Here is a 16,626-nt window from a genome sequence, read left to right as displayed (position 1 = left end):
ATAGATAGTGGGGTATTGAAAATGGATTATATTATAAAAGCATTAATCCCTATAATTATAGTTTTGATAGTTGTTTATGGAATGCTAAAGGGTGTTAAAGTTTATGAGTGTTTTGTAGATGGAGCAAAGGATGGTCTTAAAATTTGCATCAATATATTTCCATATCTATTAGCCATGATTTTAGCTGTTACTATATTTAGGGAATCAAGAGCCATGGATTATGTTATAGCATTTGTTAAGCCAGCAGCGCAGATTATAGGTTTTCCACCGGAGCTTGTTCCGCTTGCAATAATAAAGCCGCTATCTGGCAGTGGAGCTTTAGGTGTTTTTGCGGAGGTGCTAAAAAAATATGGTCCTGATTCTAATATTGGACTTATAGCATCTATAATGATGGGGTCTACGGAAACAATTTTTTATACAATAACTGTTTATTATGGAGCAGTGAAAATAAAGAAAATAAGACATACCCTTTGGGCGGCTATAATGGCAGACTTAACTGCACTTATAATGGCTACTATTATGGTAAATTTTATAACACTTTAATTGCAATTTGAGCTTGAAAGATATATCATATAAATAATTGAATAATATGTAATAAATGGAGATGGAAAAATGGAAGGGAATTTAGAGCAAATAAAAAAAGAAGTATGTAAAGTTTTAATTCTTATTTTTTCAATTACTTATTTTATGGGAATAGTATTATTTTTAGTGTATAAAAATATGGACAAGTCTGCAGGACAATATTTTGCGTTAGTTCAAATGCTTTATCCAGCATTTGCTGTAATTTGTATGAAACTGTATTTTGAAAAGGATAAAATATCAAAAGAAATAGAGAAATTTTTTAAAGCTTATATTGTGTTTTTTGCAATATGTATGATTACTTTGATTACCGGGGTTTTTGCATATAGAAAGTACGTAATGGTAGCATTATATATAATAGTTGGAGTATTTAGCCTAATTTCATTTTTTAAAATTATTTCTGATAAGAAAAAGAATTTTGAGAAAATTAATATGACTTTTAATAAGAATATGAAAGTTATTGTAATAATGGCATTGATTTTTATTGCACTTAAGTTGATAAGTTGGGGGATTTCAGTTGGCATTTCAGGAGTTTCAAATAAAGAAATTGTAAGCCTTATAACATCTATTTTAACTTTACCAGTAAGTTTAATCTTTGGTGTTATATTTAGTTTTATAATGTTCTTTGGTGAAGAACTTGGCTGGAGAGGATATTTACAGCCAAGACTTCAAACTATATTTGGTAAAAAAATGGGGGTTGTATTATTAGGAATAATATGGGGTATGTGGCATTTACCACTTTGCATTACTTTATATGGACCTAAGACACCTATTTATTGTATAATAATGTATCCTTTTATATGCACATTTCTTGGTATATTTTTGGGACTTGCATACATGAAGACAGGAAATTTGTGGTCTACAATAATTCTTCATATAATAAACAATTCTTTAGCAGTATCGGCTAATGGTGGGCAATATGATATGGTAATAACAATAAAGAGCTTAATAATAGGAATAGCAATAGAAGCTATTTTATTTGTACCATTTATATTTGCTAAGGAATATAAGAATAGTGAAAGTAATGAAACCACTCAATTATTACAATAATAGGAGGAAGTTGTTTTGGAATTTACAGAGTTTAAAATTGAAATTTATGTACCAGATGAATATGTAGTCAAATTAAGAGATGAGCTTAATAAGGTTAATGCATGCAGGGTAGGAGATTATGATAACTGTATGTCTATAAATAAAACCAGAGGATATTGGAGACCACTTGAAGGTTCCAATCCTTTTAATGGTGAGGTGGGAAAAATATGTGAAGGAGAAGAATGCAAAGTAGAAATAAGGTGTAAAGGTGAGTATGTTAAGGAGGCACTTAAAGTTATAAGGAAAGTTCATCCTTATGAAGAGCCAGTAATTAATGTTATTCCAATTATGAATGAATTATTTGAATAAGTCATCTTAAAGAAAATAAGAAGTCAAACTTTCGGTTATTTCTTTAAGATGCCTAATACTTAATGGAGATGGTTAAAAATGTACTATGGAGAAAAAGTTTGTTTAAGAGCATATAAGGAAGAGGATATAAAGGTAGCAACAGAGTTTGTAAATGATGCAGAATTGCAAAAATTTTTAACGCCAAGAATTCCTTTTCCTATGAGTTTATGGGTAGAGGAAGAATGGGTAAAATCACAGAAAGCAAATCAAAATGGTGAGTTTAATTTTGCAATAGAAGACATAAAGACAAAGAAATACATAGGTGGCTGTAGCGTTCAAGATGTAAATTGGCTTGTTCGCAAGGTGGAAGTTGGAATAATGATTGGAGACAAAAATTACTGGGGGGAAGGCTATGGAACTGATGCAATGAAGGTGCTTTTAAAGTTTATTTTTCAAAATATGAATATAAATAAAGTAAAATTAAATGTTTTTTCTTTTAATGAGAGAGCCATAAAGTCTTATAAAAAATGCGGCTTTAAAGTAGAGGGGACTTTAAAAGATGAAATATTTAAAGAAGGAAAATATTATGATGAAATACTTATGGCTGTGTTTAAGGATGAATTCGAAAAATAATTACCTTGCAATATCCTGCATAAATTACAATTTGTGACTATAGGAAAACTGAAGGGGCTACATTTCCGTATATGTTATGTGTAGTGGAAAATCCCAAAAGCATAATTGGAAAGTACAAGGAGATAGAAGTCCCAGCATCAACATGGGCTATATTTACAACTGAAAAATCTGAAATTGAGAATGATAGTGGTGAAAGTATTCGAGCTTTAAATGGGTGAATATACTCTGAATGGCTTCCAACTTCTAATTATGAAAAAGTAGATGGATATGACCTGGAAATGTACTATGGAGATGGAAATGGAAAAGGACACTGCGAAGTGTGGATTAGGGTTGTATCTAAATAAAGATAAACAATCTGGAACATTGAAATTGATAATACTAAATTCATTCTGATAAATTACAATTTATCGAGGAGAAGTCAAAGTACAAAGTACAGAGTACAAAGTACAATGAAGGACGATTTTTCTCCGCTAACGCTACGAAAAATCTCAAAACTTAATGCTAACGCAATCGCACCACAAGTGGTGTTCAGCGAAGCTGACATTATATAAGTTCTAAGATTTACCTGACGCAAGGAAGGCAAATCCACCTTCATTGTACTCTGTACTTTGTACTTTGTACTCTGCTTTTCAAATTGTAATTTAACAGGATAAATTTGGTGCAAGTAATTTTAACTTTTCAAATTGCTTATCTATAAGAGTCTTATCTTCTGGCTTTTCCAGAAATATGTTCTATACTAATTTTTATTACTTTAGTAGCATCCCCTGCCTTTTTCAAATATTCTTTTCCTTGTTCAATATAATCTGCTGAATATTTATTTAATATTTCTAATAGAACCGCATTTTTTTCGGTATCAAAAACTTCGGTTGCCTTTCCAAACACAATTACACTCTCATAATTTGTACTAAATTCATCAGGTAAAATGCAAGTTTCACCAACTACACAAAAAGATACTTTATTATTAATTAGTATATTATCTATTTTATGTCCCTTAATAGCACAATGAAAATATATTGAATTATTGAAAAAGATATAGCTTATTGGCAAACCGTAGGGATATCCGTTTTCACTTATGGTTGATAAAATACCATAAGTATTATCTTTTAAAATTTTAATAGCATCCTCATTTGTGAGTTCTCTATCTTTTCTACGCATTTCTTTAAACATGATAAATCTCCTTTTTATTACCTTGACATCTCTTTTTCAATTATAGTTTTAATCTGATATAATGAAAAGTGTAAGTTTTAATATTTTTGTAGTATCAGTTATTCAATCAAATTCTAAGGTTAATACAAAAAAGGAGTAATAAAAAATGAGATATGTCTTAGCTTGCAATATAAATGGAGAAGCAGCAAAGTTAAATGCAAAACTAGCTTCTGAGCTTAAATACAAATTTAATGCAGGACGTTCAAAATTAGGAGCTCATTTTACCATAAAGGCGCCTTTTGAAACTGATGAGAAAAATATATTAAGTTTAAAAAGTACTTTGGAAAAGTTTAAAGATAATTTTAAAAGTTATGATATGGAAGTGAAGGGATACTCTAATTTTAGAGAGGATGTAATATATATGCCTGTTACCTTGTCTAAAGAGGCTAAAGAGGTTCATGATAAATTAATAGATGAACTTAAAAAATTAGATTGGCTCGAATGGAAAAGAAATGAGGGGAAGGAAAAAGTTTTTCATTGCACAATTGTTAGTAAGAGAGTTAAAGAAAATTTTAAGGAAATGATGGATTATGTAAATAAGTATAAATGTAATTTTAAATGCAGCTTTGATAACATAACTTTATATAGATGGGATAAAAATACTTGGGTTTTAGAAGAGAACTATAAGCTAATATAAGGTATCTTTTCAATTTGGATTTATAGGAGGAATCAAGATGAGGAGCACTGTACAATGTTAATTTATCGAATTCAAATCAAAAATATTAAATTTTTTAGGAGATACAATAAATGAATGAAATAAATTGCAAAGTTAAATTTTTAGAAGCAGAAGATATTTATCTTAGACCATTTGAAAAAGAGGATGTGGGCTTTTTTAACCGATGGTATAATGACCCTTCTACAAGAGCGAAAATTGGAGAAGTTGGGCCTACTAGTATTTTTCAAGCAGAAAAAATAATTGAAAGAAATGATAAGGATAGCGTTTGGTTTGCTATCGTCAGGAAAATAGATGACAAGGTTATTGGGGAAACAGGACTTTTAAGAATGTTTTATGCGTGGGGAACTACGGATTTAACAATTATAATTCCTGACAAGGAAGATCAACATAAGGGGTATGGCAAGCAGACAATTAATATGATAATGGACTATGCTTTTGGGTATTTAAATTTTAATAGAATAGCTATAGGTGTAGTTGGCTTTAATGAAAATGCTTTGAAGTTTTATGAGAAGGTTGGCTTCAAAAAGGAAGGAATTCAAGAAGAAGGGTACTACTATAATTATAAATATTATGATTTTGTTATGATGAGAATTTTAAAAAGGGAATTTGTGCAATTAAGTAGGAATAATACGAAATCCAATTAGAATCATGGTGGAGAATATATAATTATTGCGAACCATTAAACCAAAGTACAGAGTACAAAGTACAAAGTACAAAGTACAGTGAAGGATGATTTTCTTCCGCTTTGCTACAGAAAATCTTATAACTTATTTTTGATTGCTTACGCAATTGTGTCATTACTGTTGTCAGCGAAGCTAACAACAGTTAAGTTTAAGATTTACCTGACGTAAGGAAGGGTAAATCATCCTTCTTTGTACTCTGTACTTTATACTTTGTACTTTGAAAAAAGGTTCGCAATGTTTAAAAATTGTGATTGCATTAATTGTTATGAACTGGTAACAAGCTTTTGCTTTCTCTAAAGTGTATTAGTGAGAAAATACCAGTTAAAACTATGGTTATTATACTAGGCAAAAGGAATCCAGACCTTCCTCCAAAAGAATTCATAAATGATCCAACAATTAAATTGCCTATAGGCACACTTCCGGCGTTAAATAAAGTATATATACTCATAACTCGTCCACGGTATTGATCCGAAGAGTTGAGTTGAAGAAGAGAATTACTTCCATTCAAAAATGCTAAATTTGAAAAACCAGCACCTAGAACAAATAAGGCACAAAGATAAAAATTGTTTGAAAATGAAGCTGCAACTTGAAAAATTGCCGTACTAAATCCAGCTATTCTTAAAAGTTTAATATTTAATTTTTTTCTCTTTATTCCTGCCATTTTGATAGTACCGATTAAAGAACCAATTCCCATAGCAGATAATAGATAAGTGTATCCATTTGCACCCATTTTTAAGATCGTTTTTGAAAATACAGGGGCAATTACATCGATATTCATAGAAAATGTACAAACTATTGCCATCATAATAAATGTTTGTACTAATTTAGTATTAGATTTAATGTATAATAGACCATCTTTAACTTCGCTAAGTAAATTATTTGGATGTTTGTTTACTACTTTGCTTTCAGCTGATATGAAGAATAGACCTGTAAGAACAGCCAAAAAGCTTAAAAAGTTTAAAAAGAAACAAAACTTTATACCAAATTTAAGCATAATAATACCAGCGATAGAAGGTCCTATTATTTTTGCAATGTTGAAGATTGAAGAGTTAAGTGAAACTGCATTAGGTAAATCTTCTTTTCCAACGAGTTCTACAAAGTAAGACTGTCTTGTTGGCATATCCAAAGTTGTAGCAAATCCTGAAACAACTGCTAGGATAAAAATAGACCAATAAGTTATATGGTTTGTATAAACTAATAAGAATAATATTAGGGCTTGAATCATATAGGTTGTTTGAGTAAAATATAGCAGTTTCTTTTTTGGAAATCTATCGACTATGGCACCTGAAAATGTTGATAATAAAAGTGTTGGCCCGAATTCAAACACTCCAAGTAAACCTAAAAGAAGTGGAGATTTCGTTAAGGTATATAAAAGCCAAGTTTGTGCTGTTTTTTGAAGCCATGTTCCTATAACTGATATGCCTTGGCCTATAATAAAGCATCTGAAATCTCTATGGCGCAATGATGAAAATGTTTTTGTATTTACTAAAAGCATTAATGTTCCTCCGTTCGATTGATATCTAGTAATATAACAAGCAAAAATCATGCCAATTTTAAAGAAATATAGTGATAAAACGTTTGAAACGTTAAATATAAGTTAAATTAAACAAAGTATAATTGAAAAGAATTCTGTGAATAAGAAAGGAATATATGTTACGTTTCAAAAATGAAATAAAATTATATCAAATTTTGTAATAAAACCATTAAATAAAGAATTATAAGCTATGTTTTATAAATGAAACTTAATTTTTAGAATTAAAACATATAGTATCATGATTAAATATAATTTGTTAAAAATATCGATTAAATTGTAAAAAGTTGAAGTTTAATGATAATTAATGTAAAATTAATAATAAATAACACAATAAGGGGGAATTTTCAAATGAATTTATTACAAAATTTAAAAGGTATAGTAATTAATTTTAAGTTTTTACCTAAAAAAGCATTGTTGAATTCATATGGTGCAGCTGAGAATAACAGTACAAGCATTGTCATGTTTATTATTCTTGCTGTGCTTAGTGGAATTGGCAATGTTTTTTTTAATAATTATTTAGTATCTAAAGCTTTTGCAATTTTAAGTAACTTAGAAAACTCTATAATAGGAGGAAGTAATTCGTATGGAGTAACCTATACAAAAGCTTCACCAAAATACTTTATTATTGGAGTTATAGCTTTTTTTATAGTATATATAATTTGTACATTAGTTACGTATGCTGTAAAAACTAATGTATTTAAAAATTCAGAGGATTTTATTGGGGTTGCGAAGATTACTTTAGTTTCATTAATACCAGCTACTATTCTTATATTCGTGGCTAATGTTGTAATTAATTTAAGCATTATGGCATACTTAATTTTTATGATTATTTCTGTTATAGCATTTGCGGTGTATTATTACCAACATATACGTAATGTATCACCAAACTTATGTGATGGAATTTGTTTTGCGTGCTCAGTATCATTTGTAATAGTGATGATTATATTGGTTAAATTAGATATGAGCACATTTAAAATGAATCTTTTTTAAGCAAGTAAAGGGGGAAACATTATGATATTAGACTTATTAATAAAGCCATTAAATGCTTCAAAGAAACTATTTGATAACATATCACAAAATTTACTTATAGGGTTATCAGTGCTAGTACCATTTTTGATTGTAGTAATACCTGCATTTATAGTAAAACAAACGATACAAGCAGTAGCAAAACCGTTTCAAAGTATTAGTTTAGGACTAGGTGAAAATATAAGTAACGGAGTAAATTCAGTATCATCAGATATAAGTTCGTATATTTTTAAATATTTAATTTCTAGGAATTTAATTTTTGTAATAATAGTAACTGTATTAATTTTTGGAATATTAGTTATAGGATTTAATATAAAAAAGATAGCGGTGGATTATAAATTTATATGGAAATCCATGGTGATAGCTGGAATACAAATTGTATATTATTTGGTTATTGGAGCAGTTTTAAGTTTTGCGTCATATTACTTTATTATAATTTGGTTTATAGGAATAATTAATTCGATAATTTGTCTTTACAGTTTGCTTTTTGATTACTTGGAAATTGGTGAAGCTGTTGTAAGTCAGGAAGCGTATGGAGAAATAGCAGCTCAAAGTGTAGTTTTAGGAAAGGAAGAAAATACCAGTGATGTATCAGAGCCAAAGGCTGCAGTGCTTCAAGTATCACAAGGAAGCAGTATAAGTGAAAGAGTACAAAAAATTAGTTTAAAACAAAAAAAGATATATGGTACTATAGCAACGGTAATATTAATTGGTATTATTTTGCTTTCTATTGGAGCAAATATGACAAGCAAAGGACATGTATCAGAGAAATTAATACAAGCAATAAAAGAAAATAATTATGCTGAAATGTCTAAGTATATAGTAGCTTCTAATCCTAATTTAAAAGTTGATAAAAACAATATTAAAGTGTATGCGGATTTTTTAAATGCTAATCCATCTTATAAGTCTCAAGTTATATCGTCAATAAATGAGGAAGGAAATGGCAATAGTAGTTCTTTTGACAATATAAAACTTATTACGTCAGGAAGAAAGTTTTTATTTTTTACTAACAATGTATATCAGCTTCAAACCTATTTTATTAAAGTAAAAACACCATATAAAAATACTAAGGTGGCATTAAATAAGCAAAATATTTACACATCCAGTGAAGATAATGAAGAAAAGGAATGTGGACCGTATTTACCTGGAAAGTATAAAATGAATTTTGAAATACAAACAAGCTATGCAGACGTTGATAGTAAACAAGATGTTATATTAGATCCTCAAAATACTAGTATAACCGAAGTCAATGTAGAACCTGAAATTGATAATGAAAAGGTTAGCTATCCATATGATTGTGATGATGCTGAAATATTTGTTAATGGAAAAGATACAAAAACGACAGTTAAAGATTCTGATAATATAATACCACTGCCATGGAATGGAAAATACAGTATTCAACTTGAAGATAAGTTTCCATGGGGAAAAATGAAGTCTAGTAAATTAATGCTAAAAGCAGGTAGTGATGATGGGTTAAATTTCGACAAAAATAATGATGAATTAATCAAACTAATAAAACCAGTATTATCTAATTTCTTAAAATCCTATGAAAGTGGAAACAAAGCTCTTGATTCAAGTAAATTTGAAAATGTAACTGATAGGTATAAGGGAGATTTAAGTAATGATATTGATCAATATAAATCTAGTAATCAAAGTTTTTCAGGAACAATAAAGAGTATAATAGTGGATCCAAGTTCGTTAGAATTAAATAAGATTGAGGACAATTATACTCTAAATGTGAATGTTACCTTTAATGCTGATTTGTCAATTGGAGCTACTAAATGTTTTGATGAAAATAGCTATGGTATAGTTTTAACTTATGATACATCTCAAAATAAATGGCTAGTAGATGGGATGGAATCAAATTATTTCACAAGCAAAATACAGGATGGAACAGAAATTGATATAAATTAAGGTGACTATTTATTTTGAGGACACTAATACTAAAGTGTAGGTGAATCTTTATATTTTTTAGGAGTTAAACCTGTAAACTTTTTAAATATTTTTGTAAAGTGACTTTGATCGTGAAATTTTAAAAATTCACAAATTGCTATTATAGAATAATTGGTTGAGGTTAACAAAAACTTAGCCTCTTCAATTTTTTGCTTTTGAATATATTCTGTTAAAGTGATCCCCATGCTTTTACTAAATAAACTAGACAAGTATTTTTTACTAAGACCAAGAAAATTTGAAATATGTGAAAGTGTGATATCATCATATAAATGTTTAGAAATATAGTTTTGGCATAAAAATATGTTTTTGGGGTATTTAAATTCCCTAAGCTTATGAACTTTATCTGCAAAAGCAAAAAGAGCCTTATTTTTCAAGTTTTCAATCTCAGGTATGCTTTCAATTCTCTCTAAGTTTTGTATATATGCATCACTTAAAGAGTATGCAAGTTCTGCGTCTAAACCTCCATCCATTGCAGCTCGAGTGGCTAAAGTAATTACGCATATAACAAGATTCTTTTTATTTCTGAGGGGGTTTATTGAAAGCATACCAGGTTTACCTTGGGGATTTGCATTAATACAACTAAGTAAGCCTTCTGAATCGCCTTTTTGTATGCATTTAAAAATATTTTTCTCATATTGCAATGAGTGGTGAAAAAGTGTATTTTGGCGATTTTCTAAAAAAATTTTGTCATTGCTATTTTTAATCTTTTGTTCCAAATTTTTTATTGAGCTATTTTTTTCAATTACAGTTGAAGGTTGTAGCATTTTATTGTAGATGCAATAATAGAATAGCAGGCTTGCATTTACTAAAAGAAGGTAGTCCATTTCTTTAAGTGAAGAATAAAATTTTATTAAGTTAATCTTGTAATTTAGTTGTATATTATTAACTAATATTATTTTATTTATGGTTTCTTCATTTACTGGTGAAAAAACTGAGGGACCAACTACAAATTTACCTAGAAAATTATTATTGATTTTTAGGTTTATTGAAAAATAGTTTTCTAAGCATTTAGTAGATTTTATGATTGGGAAATTGCAGCTATTTTCGTTAAGAAAGAGTTTGGTAAATATCTCCTTGTTATTTGATAAAGGATTGTTGTTATATTTTTGCTCAAATGAAATTATTAAGTTATTGCTTTCATCCAAGAAATATACTGGGATTTTTAATATATCAAACATCATTTTTGAAATAAATTTAATTTCTTCATATATATTTGTGTTGTTTTGAAAAATCATATAAAAAACCCTTTCTAAATTATAGTAGATATTGTTATATAAATAAGGAATATATACAAAAATTATAGCATAAAAAATGATAGTATAAAGTCAAAATTTAAGGGGAGTGTTTTGTTATGGAGATTTTAGTTTTAGATGTAGGTGGTACTTTTATAAAATATGCTGTTATGAATGAAAACGTTAAGATTATTGAAAAAAGTAAAGTACCAACACCTAAGGATACCATTGAGCATTTTGTGGATGTTATTGGAGAAATTTTTGATAAATATAAAAATAGAATTGAAGGAATGGCCATGAGCTTGCCAGGAAGAATAGATAGTGATAAAGGTTATTTATATTCTGGTGGATCATTACAATACAATTGTGATAAGAATATTGTACAAATACTTCAAAAAAGATGTCCTGTGCCAATAACTATAGAAAATGATGGAAAATGTGCGGCACTTGCTGAAGTATGGGTTGGAAATCTTAAAGATTGTGATGATGGAATAGTTGTTATTTTAGGAACTGGTATTGGTGGGGGAATAATTAAAGATAAAAAACTTCACAAGGGAAAGCATTTTATGGCTGGAGAATTTAGTACGATTTTTAGTGACAGTAAGGAGTTTAATTGTGATGTTAAACAGTTATGGGGAGGGCAAAATGGAGTCCCAGCGTTATGTGCAGCTTTTGCAGAAGCTAAAGAACTTCCTATTGAAGCTGTAGATGGATATAAGGTTTTTGAATATATAAATAGCGGTGATAAAGAGAGCTTAGATATATTGGATAAGTTCTGTAGTAATATGGTAGCACAATTATATAATTTGCAATTTATATATGACCCAGAAAAATTCGCAATTGGTGGAGGTATAAGCCAGCAGAAGATCTTAATTGAATGTATACAGAAAAATATTGAAAAGTATGCTGAAAAATTAGGACCATTCTTAATGGAAAAGCCTAAGGTTGTTCCATGCAAATTTTTTAATGATTCAAATTTAATTGGAGCGCTATATAATTATCTTGTTATGGAAGGAAAACTAAGTGATAAGTAAGCAACTCTCTAAAAACACCCTAATAAATCTTGGTTAAAAAATTATAAAATGCTTAGATATTTTAATTGTCTGAGCATTTTTTCAGCGAGTTATTGAAATCTCTTAGTATTTTATGATTTTTGAACCTTAGATTTATAGGATTTTTTTAATGCGACGAAGCATTGTTACTTTACAATTACGTAGACATTTTTCTCCACAAAGTTGTTCTTCCTATCCCCAACCTTTCAGCTGCTTTTCCGTGGTCATTATCACATCTTATAACTGTTTCTTTTATTATTTGCTTCTCAACGTCATTTATTATATCCTTTAGAGTTCCAAAGTTAGATATATTTAATTTTATTGTATATTTACCTTCATCATTATTTATAACCGTTTGAAGTATTTTTTCCCATTTTATAGGTTCATTGTTTTTAATAAATAGAGAGACCCTTTCCATTATGTTACTAAGTTCTCTTACGTTACCTGGCCAATTGTAGGTTATTAAAATAGGGGTTAAATTTTTTAAAACGGCATCGTAATCAACATTTATTGTATTTAAAGCTTCTAAAAAGTGAGTTGCAAGAAGTTCAATATCTTCGTTTCTGTCACGTAAAGGTGGAAGTTTAATATTAAATACATTAAGCCTGTAGTACAAGTCTTTCCTAAAGGTTCTTTTCTCAATATGAGTGCTTAAATGTTCATTTGTAGCACTTATTATTCTTATATTTACTGGTATAATTTTATCTCCACCTATGTGCATAATTTCCTTTTCTTCAAGGACTCTTAGAAGTCTGGCCTGTAGAGGTTTAGAAAGTTCACCTATTTCATCCAAAAATATTGTACCGTTGTGAGCTAATTCAAAAAGACCTTGTTTTCCTTCTTTCTTAGCGCCAGTGAAAGAGCCACCTTCATAACCAAATAACTCACTTTCAAGTAATTGTTCTGGAAGTGCAGCACAATTTATAGCTACAAAAGGACCATTTTTTCGATTGCTGCTGTTGTGTATACTTTGGGCAAAAAGTTCTTTACCGGTACCAGATTCACCTTGTATCAGTATAGAAGAATCAGTTTTAGAATATAAAAAGGCTAACTTTTTTAGTTCCTTCATGCGTTCGTTTTGAGTTAATATATCTTCAAAATGGTATCTTGCAACAAAGCCTTTTTCGTGAATTTTCTTTCGTATCATTTGCTCCAAGGTTTGTATTTTGGTAACATCTTCAAAAGTATTTACAACTCCTATTATTTTACCCTCTACTTTTATAGGAAGTCTACTTGCGGCAATGGTTAAACCGTGCAAATTTTTAATGACCTTTGTTTCAGTTTTGCCACTTTTTAATATGCTATCTATTTTATAATTTGGAATTATACAATGAATGTTTTTATCTAATATTTCCTTGGTAGTTTTATTAAACATTTTATTTGCAGAAGGGTTACTTGTAATTATTTTTTTATGCTGATCTGTAACTATTATTCCTTCACCTATTGAATCTAGGATTGCCTTAAAACGTGCAGAACGACTGAGTTCTGTTCTTCTTACTTCTATTAAGCTTAAAGCCTCGTCTACAGCTTGTCTAAGGGCTTCTTCACCAGTTTCTACAGTTATACCTATTAGACCATTTGCTATTGCAACATCAGTAGAAGCCATTCCACCAACAATTACCTTAAAATTATTTTGTTTTACTTTGGCAATAACATTATTAATTTCATATTCAGTATCAAATTGAAATTCAGTTAATTTAACATTAAGCATATTTTCTACTTCAAGCTTATTTAGTCTGCTTTCTTTATAAAAAACTAGAGCAATGTTATCGCTAACTTGTTTTGCTCTATAGATAGCTCTAAAAACGTCCATAGATGTTATAGGAATAGAAACCGCAGGAATGTTAGCAACTTTTTTTATTAATTCACCTGTTGCACCTCGACTTATAATTGCATCTACTTCATTTTCTAATTTTAGTGCAATTTTACGGGCTTTTGTAAAGGAAGCTGGTTTTATTATTGAATTAAAGCCTCTTTCTTTAGCGACTATAGGAAATAAATTTGAGAGAGTTTCGTTTTGGGTTATAAGTGCTATGTTTATAGGCATTGCGTCACCTTCCTTTATTTTTATGGACATGCTTTAAATAAGTGTTTCTATGAAGTCATAAACCTTTTCGTCTTCATATCTAGAAATTTTTATATTTCCAAGTTTTTCGTTTTCAGATGAAAAACTCAAGAAATCATTTAAAGCATTATAATTTTTTTCTCTATCGATTTTAGTAGAACTTATTATAATTTTTTGACAGCAGGGTTTACTATTTGCATCAGAAGGCAAGCAGAGAAGAGAGATGCCGCCAACATATTTGCTTTTATTAAGGCTTGGTTTAATCATATTAATATATGCAAAGCCGTTGGTAGAGCTATATAAATTGAAAAATATTAAATTTTCACAAATGCTGTAGCTACCCTTAAATTCTTTAATAATCGTATTTTCACCTAATATTTTAAAAACAGCAATATCTTTAGAAATTGAAAGTGTTCCTTCATGTATAGAACCTTCTTTTGAAGAATTTGTAACGAAAAAGTAGCAGTAATAGTTTTCTTTAAAAATAGAGTTTGAAAGGTTCATGCTTTCTGATATTTGTTCAAAATAAGAGGAGGAAAGTGGTACAGTTAAAAAATTATCAATGCTGATATGGTAATTATGGCACATATAAATAAGTGTTTCAATGGAAGGAAAGGTCTCTCCAGATTTATATTTAGATAATAAGTCTTCCGAAACACCTATTTTTTTAGCTAGATTTTTTTGAGTTTCTTCTAATTGAATTAGTTTTTTTAAGTTATGTATAAAAACTTCAGAGGCTTTTTCGTATATATTATTTTTTATTATTTTTATTTCAAGGTTATCATTTTTCATTATTAAATATCCCTCCATCAAAAAGTTGAATATTTTTCAAGATTCTATTACTATATTATATTTAAAATATGGTTATTTGCAAGATTGTTTTTAATTATTACATAAATATTGAGGTTGAGTTGTATAAGGATTATCATAGGCAAAGAATGAAATTATGGAGGGAAAAGATTATGGTTAGAGAAATTCCAGATACATTAAAAGCAATGTTGAATGAATATGTGTTTAACCTAAAGATTTATTTTGGAAGTAAGGTATATGGAGTTTATATTTATAATTCAGTTGCATTAGGGACTTTTGATGAAGCCAAGAGTGATATTGATTTTGTAACTATTATAAATGAAGAATTTACAGGAGAAGAAATAGAAGCACTTAAAAGGCTACATAAGCAGCTTAACGCAAGATTTAAATTTGCTAAAAGGCTGGAAGGCATGTACATAAGAATAGAGGATATTGGAAAATTAAATTCAGACATAAAGCCATACCCATATTTTGCTGACGAAAAGCTTAAGATAGGATACTATGATATAAACGCTGTAACCTGGTGGACTTTAAAAAATTACGGTATAGGTGTTAAGAGTTCAAGTATTTCTAAGTTAAACATAGAGGTTTCGTGGAAAGAAGTTGTAAAAAATATGGATTATAATTTGAATTGGTATTGGAAAGGAAAATTAAGTTCAAAAATTATATTTCTTTCTGATTATTGGGTTGAATTTTCTGTGTTAACTTTGTGTAGAATTTTGTACACGCTAAAAAAAAGAGATATAACCGCTAAGGTTAAAGCAGCAGATGAAGCATTAAAAGAACTTCCGGATGATTTTAAATTGATAGTTAAAGAAGCTTTGAGAATAAGAAATTGCAGTAGTAAGAAATCTTTATATAAATTTAGAATTATTAGAGCCATTGAAGCTAAGAAACTCATTGAATATGTGATTCGTTACTGCAATAATGCATATTTTCAAATTTCTAATCATGAAGAAATAGCTGAAAGGAGCTGATGCTTTGAACCTTCAAATTTTATTAGTACTAATATTTAATTTTATCATTGCAATTATAGGAACCCTTGCTTATTCAGTTAGGCTAGTTGGAGTAAGGACTGGTAAAATAGCTATATCTTTTACTGTATTTAATATATTATCGTTAATATCTAGAACAGCAGTAACTTTTCAGGAACCTCTTTTAACAAATTACGTTGAAAAAAATTTATATTATGGTAATTTACTACATATATTTGATATAATAATATTAAATTCTGGAATAGCAGCTGCTATTGGAGCATTTTTAATACCAACTTTTCAAAAGATATTTTCTAAAGGAGTAATGAGTTTTTCTGTGGAAAGATCTATTCCTAGATTGCTTTTAAACAGCATTTCTAAAAGTGGAATGTTTACTATGAAAAACTGTATAACAGCTCCGTGCAGGGAAAGTGTAACTGAGTTAAATTATAGAAAGCTGCCAAGGAGAGTAGTGGTTTATAATTTTGCGGCTGTTGCACTTATAACAGTTGGAGCACTTGCACCAATATATGCATTTAGATTAGCACCGGATTTGCGAGCAACCTGTGGTACGCTATCTTCAGTTGTAAATGGGATAGCAACAATACTTATGACACTTTTTATAGACCCACAAATGTCTATTATGACAGAGGATGTAATGGATGGAAAATGCACTCAAGAGGATTTTAAAAGTTGTGTTGTAGCAATGGTTGGAAGTAAAGTACTGGGGACATTTGCAGCAGTATTTCTATTAATACCTGGAGCTTATGCCATAGTATTTGCGGCAAGAGGCATAAACTTTATTTCAAGGTTTTAAATTATAGGG

18 protein-coding genes are annotated in these 16,626 nt (G+C 29.2%); 13 read left to right on the top strand and 5 right to left on the bottom strand.

Annotated elements, in window-relative coordinates; translation table 11 throughout:
• Window positions 1-21 precede the first annotated feature (21 nt).
• From CUEA01_RS20085 to CUEA01_RS25315, 6 genes are all read left to right on the top strand, one after another.
• A complete protein-coding gene (locus CUEA01_RS20085; protein WP_234123708.1) occupies window positions 22-543 on the top strand; it encodes a spore maturation protein in 522 nt (173 codons plus the stop codon).
• Between the two features lie 69 nt (window positions 544-612).
• Window positions 613-1,629, top strand: a complete 1,017-nt coding sequence (locus CUEA01_RS20080) for a CPBP family intramembrane glutamic endopeptidase (RefSeq protein WP_234123707.1) — start codon at window positions 613-615, stop codon at window positions 1,627-1,629.
• Between the two features lie 15 nt (window positions 1,630-1,644).
• Window positions 1,645-1,977 (top strand): Nif3-like dinuclear metal center hexameric protein, encoded by a 333-nt coding sequence (gene cutA / locus CUEA01_RS20075; protein WP_234123706.1) that lies wholly within the window; start codon window positions 1,645-1,647, stop codon window positions 1,975-1,977.
• A 78-nt stretch (window positions 1,978-2,055) separates the two neighbouring features.
• Window positions 2,056-2,589: a GNAT family N-acetyltransferase gene (locus CUEA01_RS20070; protein ID WP_234123705.1), complete on the top strand. Its 534-nt coding sequence runs from the start codon at window positions 2,056-2,058 to the stop codon at window positions 2,587-2,589.
• Window positions 2,590-2,660: 71 nt separating this feature from the next.
• A complete protein-coding gene (locus CUEA01_RS20065; protein ID WP_234123704.1) occupies window positions 2,661-2,807 on the top strand; it encodes a hypothetical protein in 147 nt (48 codons plus the stop codon).
• On the top strand, window positions 2,808-2,933 hold the full coding sequence (locus CUEA01_RS25315) for a GyrI-like domain-containing protein (protein ID WP_407929279.1): 126 nt from the start codon (window positions 2,808-2,810) through the stop codon (window positions 2,931-2,933).
• A 358-nt stretch (window positions 2,934-3,291) separates the two neighbouring features.
• Here the strand turns inward: CUEA01_RS25315 and CUEA01_RS20060 are convergent, their stop codons facing one another.
• Window positions 3,292-3,756, bottom strand: coding sequence for a pyridoxamine 5'-phosphate oxidase family protein (locus CUEA01_RS20060; RefSeq protein ID WP_234123703.1), 465 nt, complete (start codon window positions 3,754-3,756; stop codon window positions 3,292-3,294).
• Window positions 3,757-3,901: 145 nt separating this feature from the next.
• Here CUEA01_RS20060 and CUEA01_RS20055 point away from each other — a divergent pair, with 145 nt between their 5' ends.
• Together CUEA01_RS20055 and CUEA01_RS20050 are read left to right on the top strand one after the other, a co-directional pair.
• Window positions 3,902-4,432, top strand: coding sequence for a 2'-5' RNA ligase family protein (locus CUEA01_RS20055; protein WP_234123702.1), 531 nt, complete (start codon window positions 3,902-3,904; stop codon window positions 4,430-4,432).
• 110 nt (window positions 4,433-4,542) lie between these two features.
• Window positions 4,543-5,115, top strand: coding sequence for a GNAT family N-acetyltransferase (locus tag CUEA01_RS20050; RefSeq protein ID WP_234123701.1), 573 nt, complete (start codon window positions 4,543-4,545; stop codon window positions 5,113-5,115).
• A 295-nt stretch (window positions 5,116-5,410) separates the two neighbouring features.
• Here CUEA01_RS20050 and CUEA01_RS20045 read toward each other — a convergent pair whose 3' ends face one another.
• Window positions 5,411-6,649, bottom strand: coding sequence for an MFS transporter (locus CUEA01_RS20045; RefSeq protein ID WP_234123700.1), 1,239 nt, complete (start codon window positions 6,647-6,649; stop codon window positions 5,411-5,413).
• Between the two features lie 387 nt (window positions 6,650-7,036).
• On the opposite strand from CUEA01_RS20045, the gene CUEA01_RS20040 reads away from it, so the two are divergent.
• Together CUEA01_RS20040 and CUEA01_RS20035 are read left to right on the top strand one after the other, a co-directional pair.
• Window positions 7,037-7,678 (top strand): hypothetical protein, encoded by a 642-nt coding sequence (locus tag CUEA01_RS20040; protein WP_234123699.1) that lies wholly within the window; start codon window positions 7,037-7,039, stop codon window positions 7,676-7,678.
• A gap of 21 nt (window positions 7,679-7,699) precedes the next feature.
• Window positions 7,700-9,628, top strand: coding sequence for a TcaA 3rd/4th domain-containing protein (locus CUEA01_RS20035; RefSeq protein ID WP_234123698.1), 1,929 nt, complete (start codon window positions 7,700-7,702; stop codon window positions 9,626-9,628).
• 29 nt (window positions 9,629-9,657) lie between these two features.
• On the opposite strand, the gene CUEA01_RS20030 is transcribed toward CUEA01_RS20035, so the two are convergent.
• Window positions 9,658-10,902 carry a helix-turn-helix domain-containing protein gene (locus CUEA01_RS20030; protein WP_234123697.1) on the bottom strand — a complete coding sequence of 415 codons (1,245 nt, stop codon included), beginning with the start codon at window positions 10,900-10,902 and terminating at the stop codon, window positions 9,658-9,660.
• 116 nt (window positions 10,903-11,018) lie between these two features.
• Between CUEA01_RS20030 and CUEA01_RS20025 the strand changes: the two genes are divergently transcribed.
• Window positions 11,019-11,933: an ROK family protein gene (locus CUEA01_RS20025; RefSeq protein WP_234123696.1), complete on the top strand. Its 915-nt coding sequence runs from the start codon at window positions 11,019-11,021 to the stop codon at window positions 11,931-11,933.
• Window positions 11,934-12,108: 175 nt separating this feature from the next.
• Here CUEA01_RS20025 and CUEA01_RS20020 read toward each other — a convergent pair whose 3' ends face one another.
• Together CUEA01_RS20020 and CUEA01_RS20015 are read right to left on the bottom strand one after the other, a co-directional pair.
• Window positions 12,109-13,998 (bottom strand): sigma 54-interacting transcriptional regulator, encoded by a 1,890-nt coding sequence (locus CUEA01_RS20020; protein WP_234123695.1) that lies wholly within the window; start codon window positions 13,996-13,998, stop codon window positions 12,109-12,111.
• 33 nt (window positions 13,999-14,031) lie between these two features.
• Window positions 14,032-14,808 (bottom strand): helix-turn-helix domain-containing protein, encoded by a 777-nt coding sequence (locus CUEA01_RS20015; protein ID WP_234123694.1) that lies wholly within the window; start codon window positions 14,806-14,808, stop codon window positions 14,032-14,034.
• Window positions 14,809-14,978: 170 nt separating this feature from the next.
• On the opposite strand from CUEA01_RS20015, the gene CUEA01_RS20010 reads away from it, so the two are divergent.
• Window positions 14,979-15,803, top strand: a complete 825-nt coding sequence (locus CUEA01_RS20010) for an aminoglycoside adenylyltransferase domain-containing protein (protein WP_234123693.1) — start codon at window positions 14,979-14,981, stop codon at window positions 15,801-15,803.
• Between the two features lie 4 nt (window positions 15,804-15,807).
• Window positions 15,808-16,617, top strand: coding sequence for a lipid II flippase Amj family protein (locus CUEA01_RS20005; RefSeq protein WP_234123692.1), 810 nt, complete (start codon window positions 15,808-15,810; stop codon window positions 16,615-16,617).
• The last annotated feature ends 9 nt before the right edge of the window (window positions 16,618-16,626 follow it).

The organism is Clostridium hydrogenum (assembly GCF_021432385.1).
GTDB lineage: Bacteria > Bacillota > Clostridia > Clostridiales > Clostridiaceae > Clostridium_S > Clostridium_S hydrogenum.
Note: the sequence above shows the minus strand (reverse complement) of the source record. Positions and strands in the feature narration are given on the sequence as shown.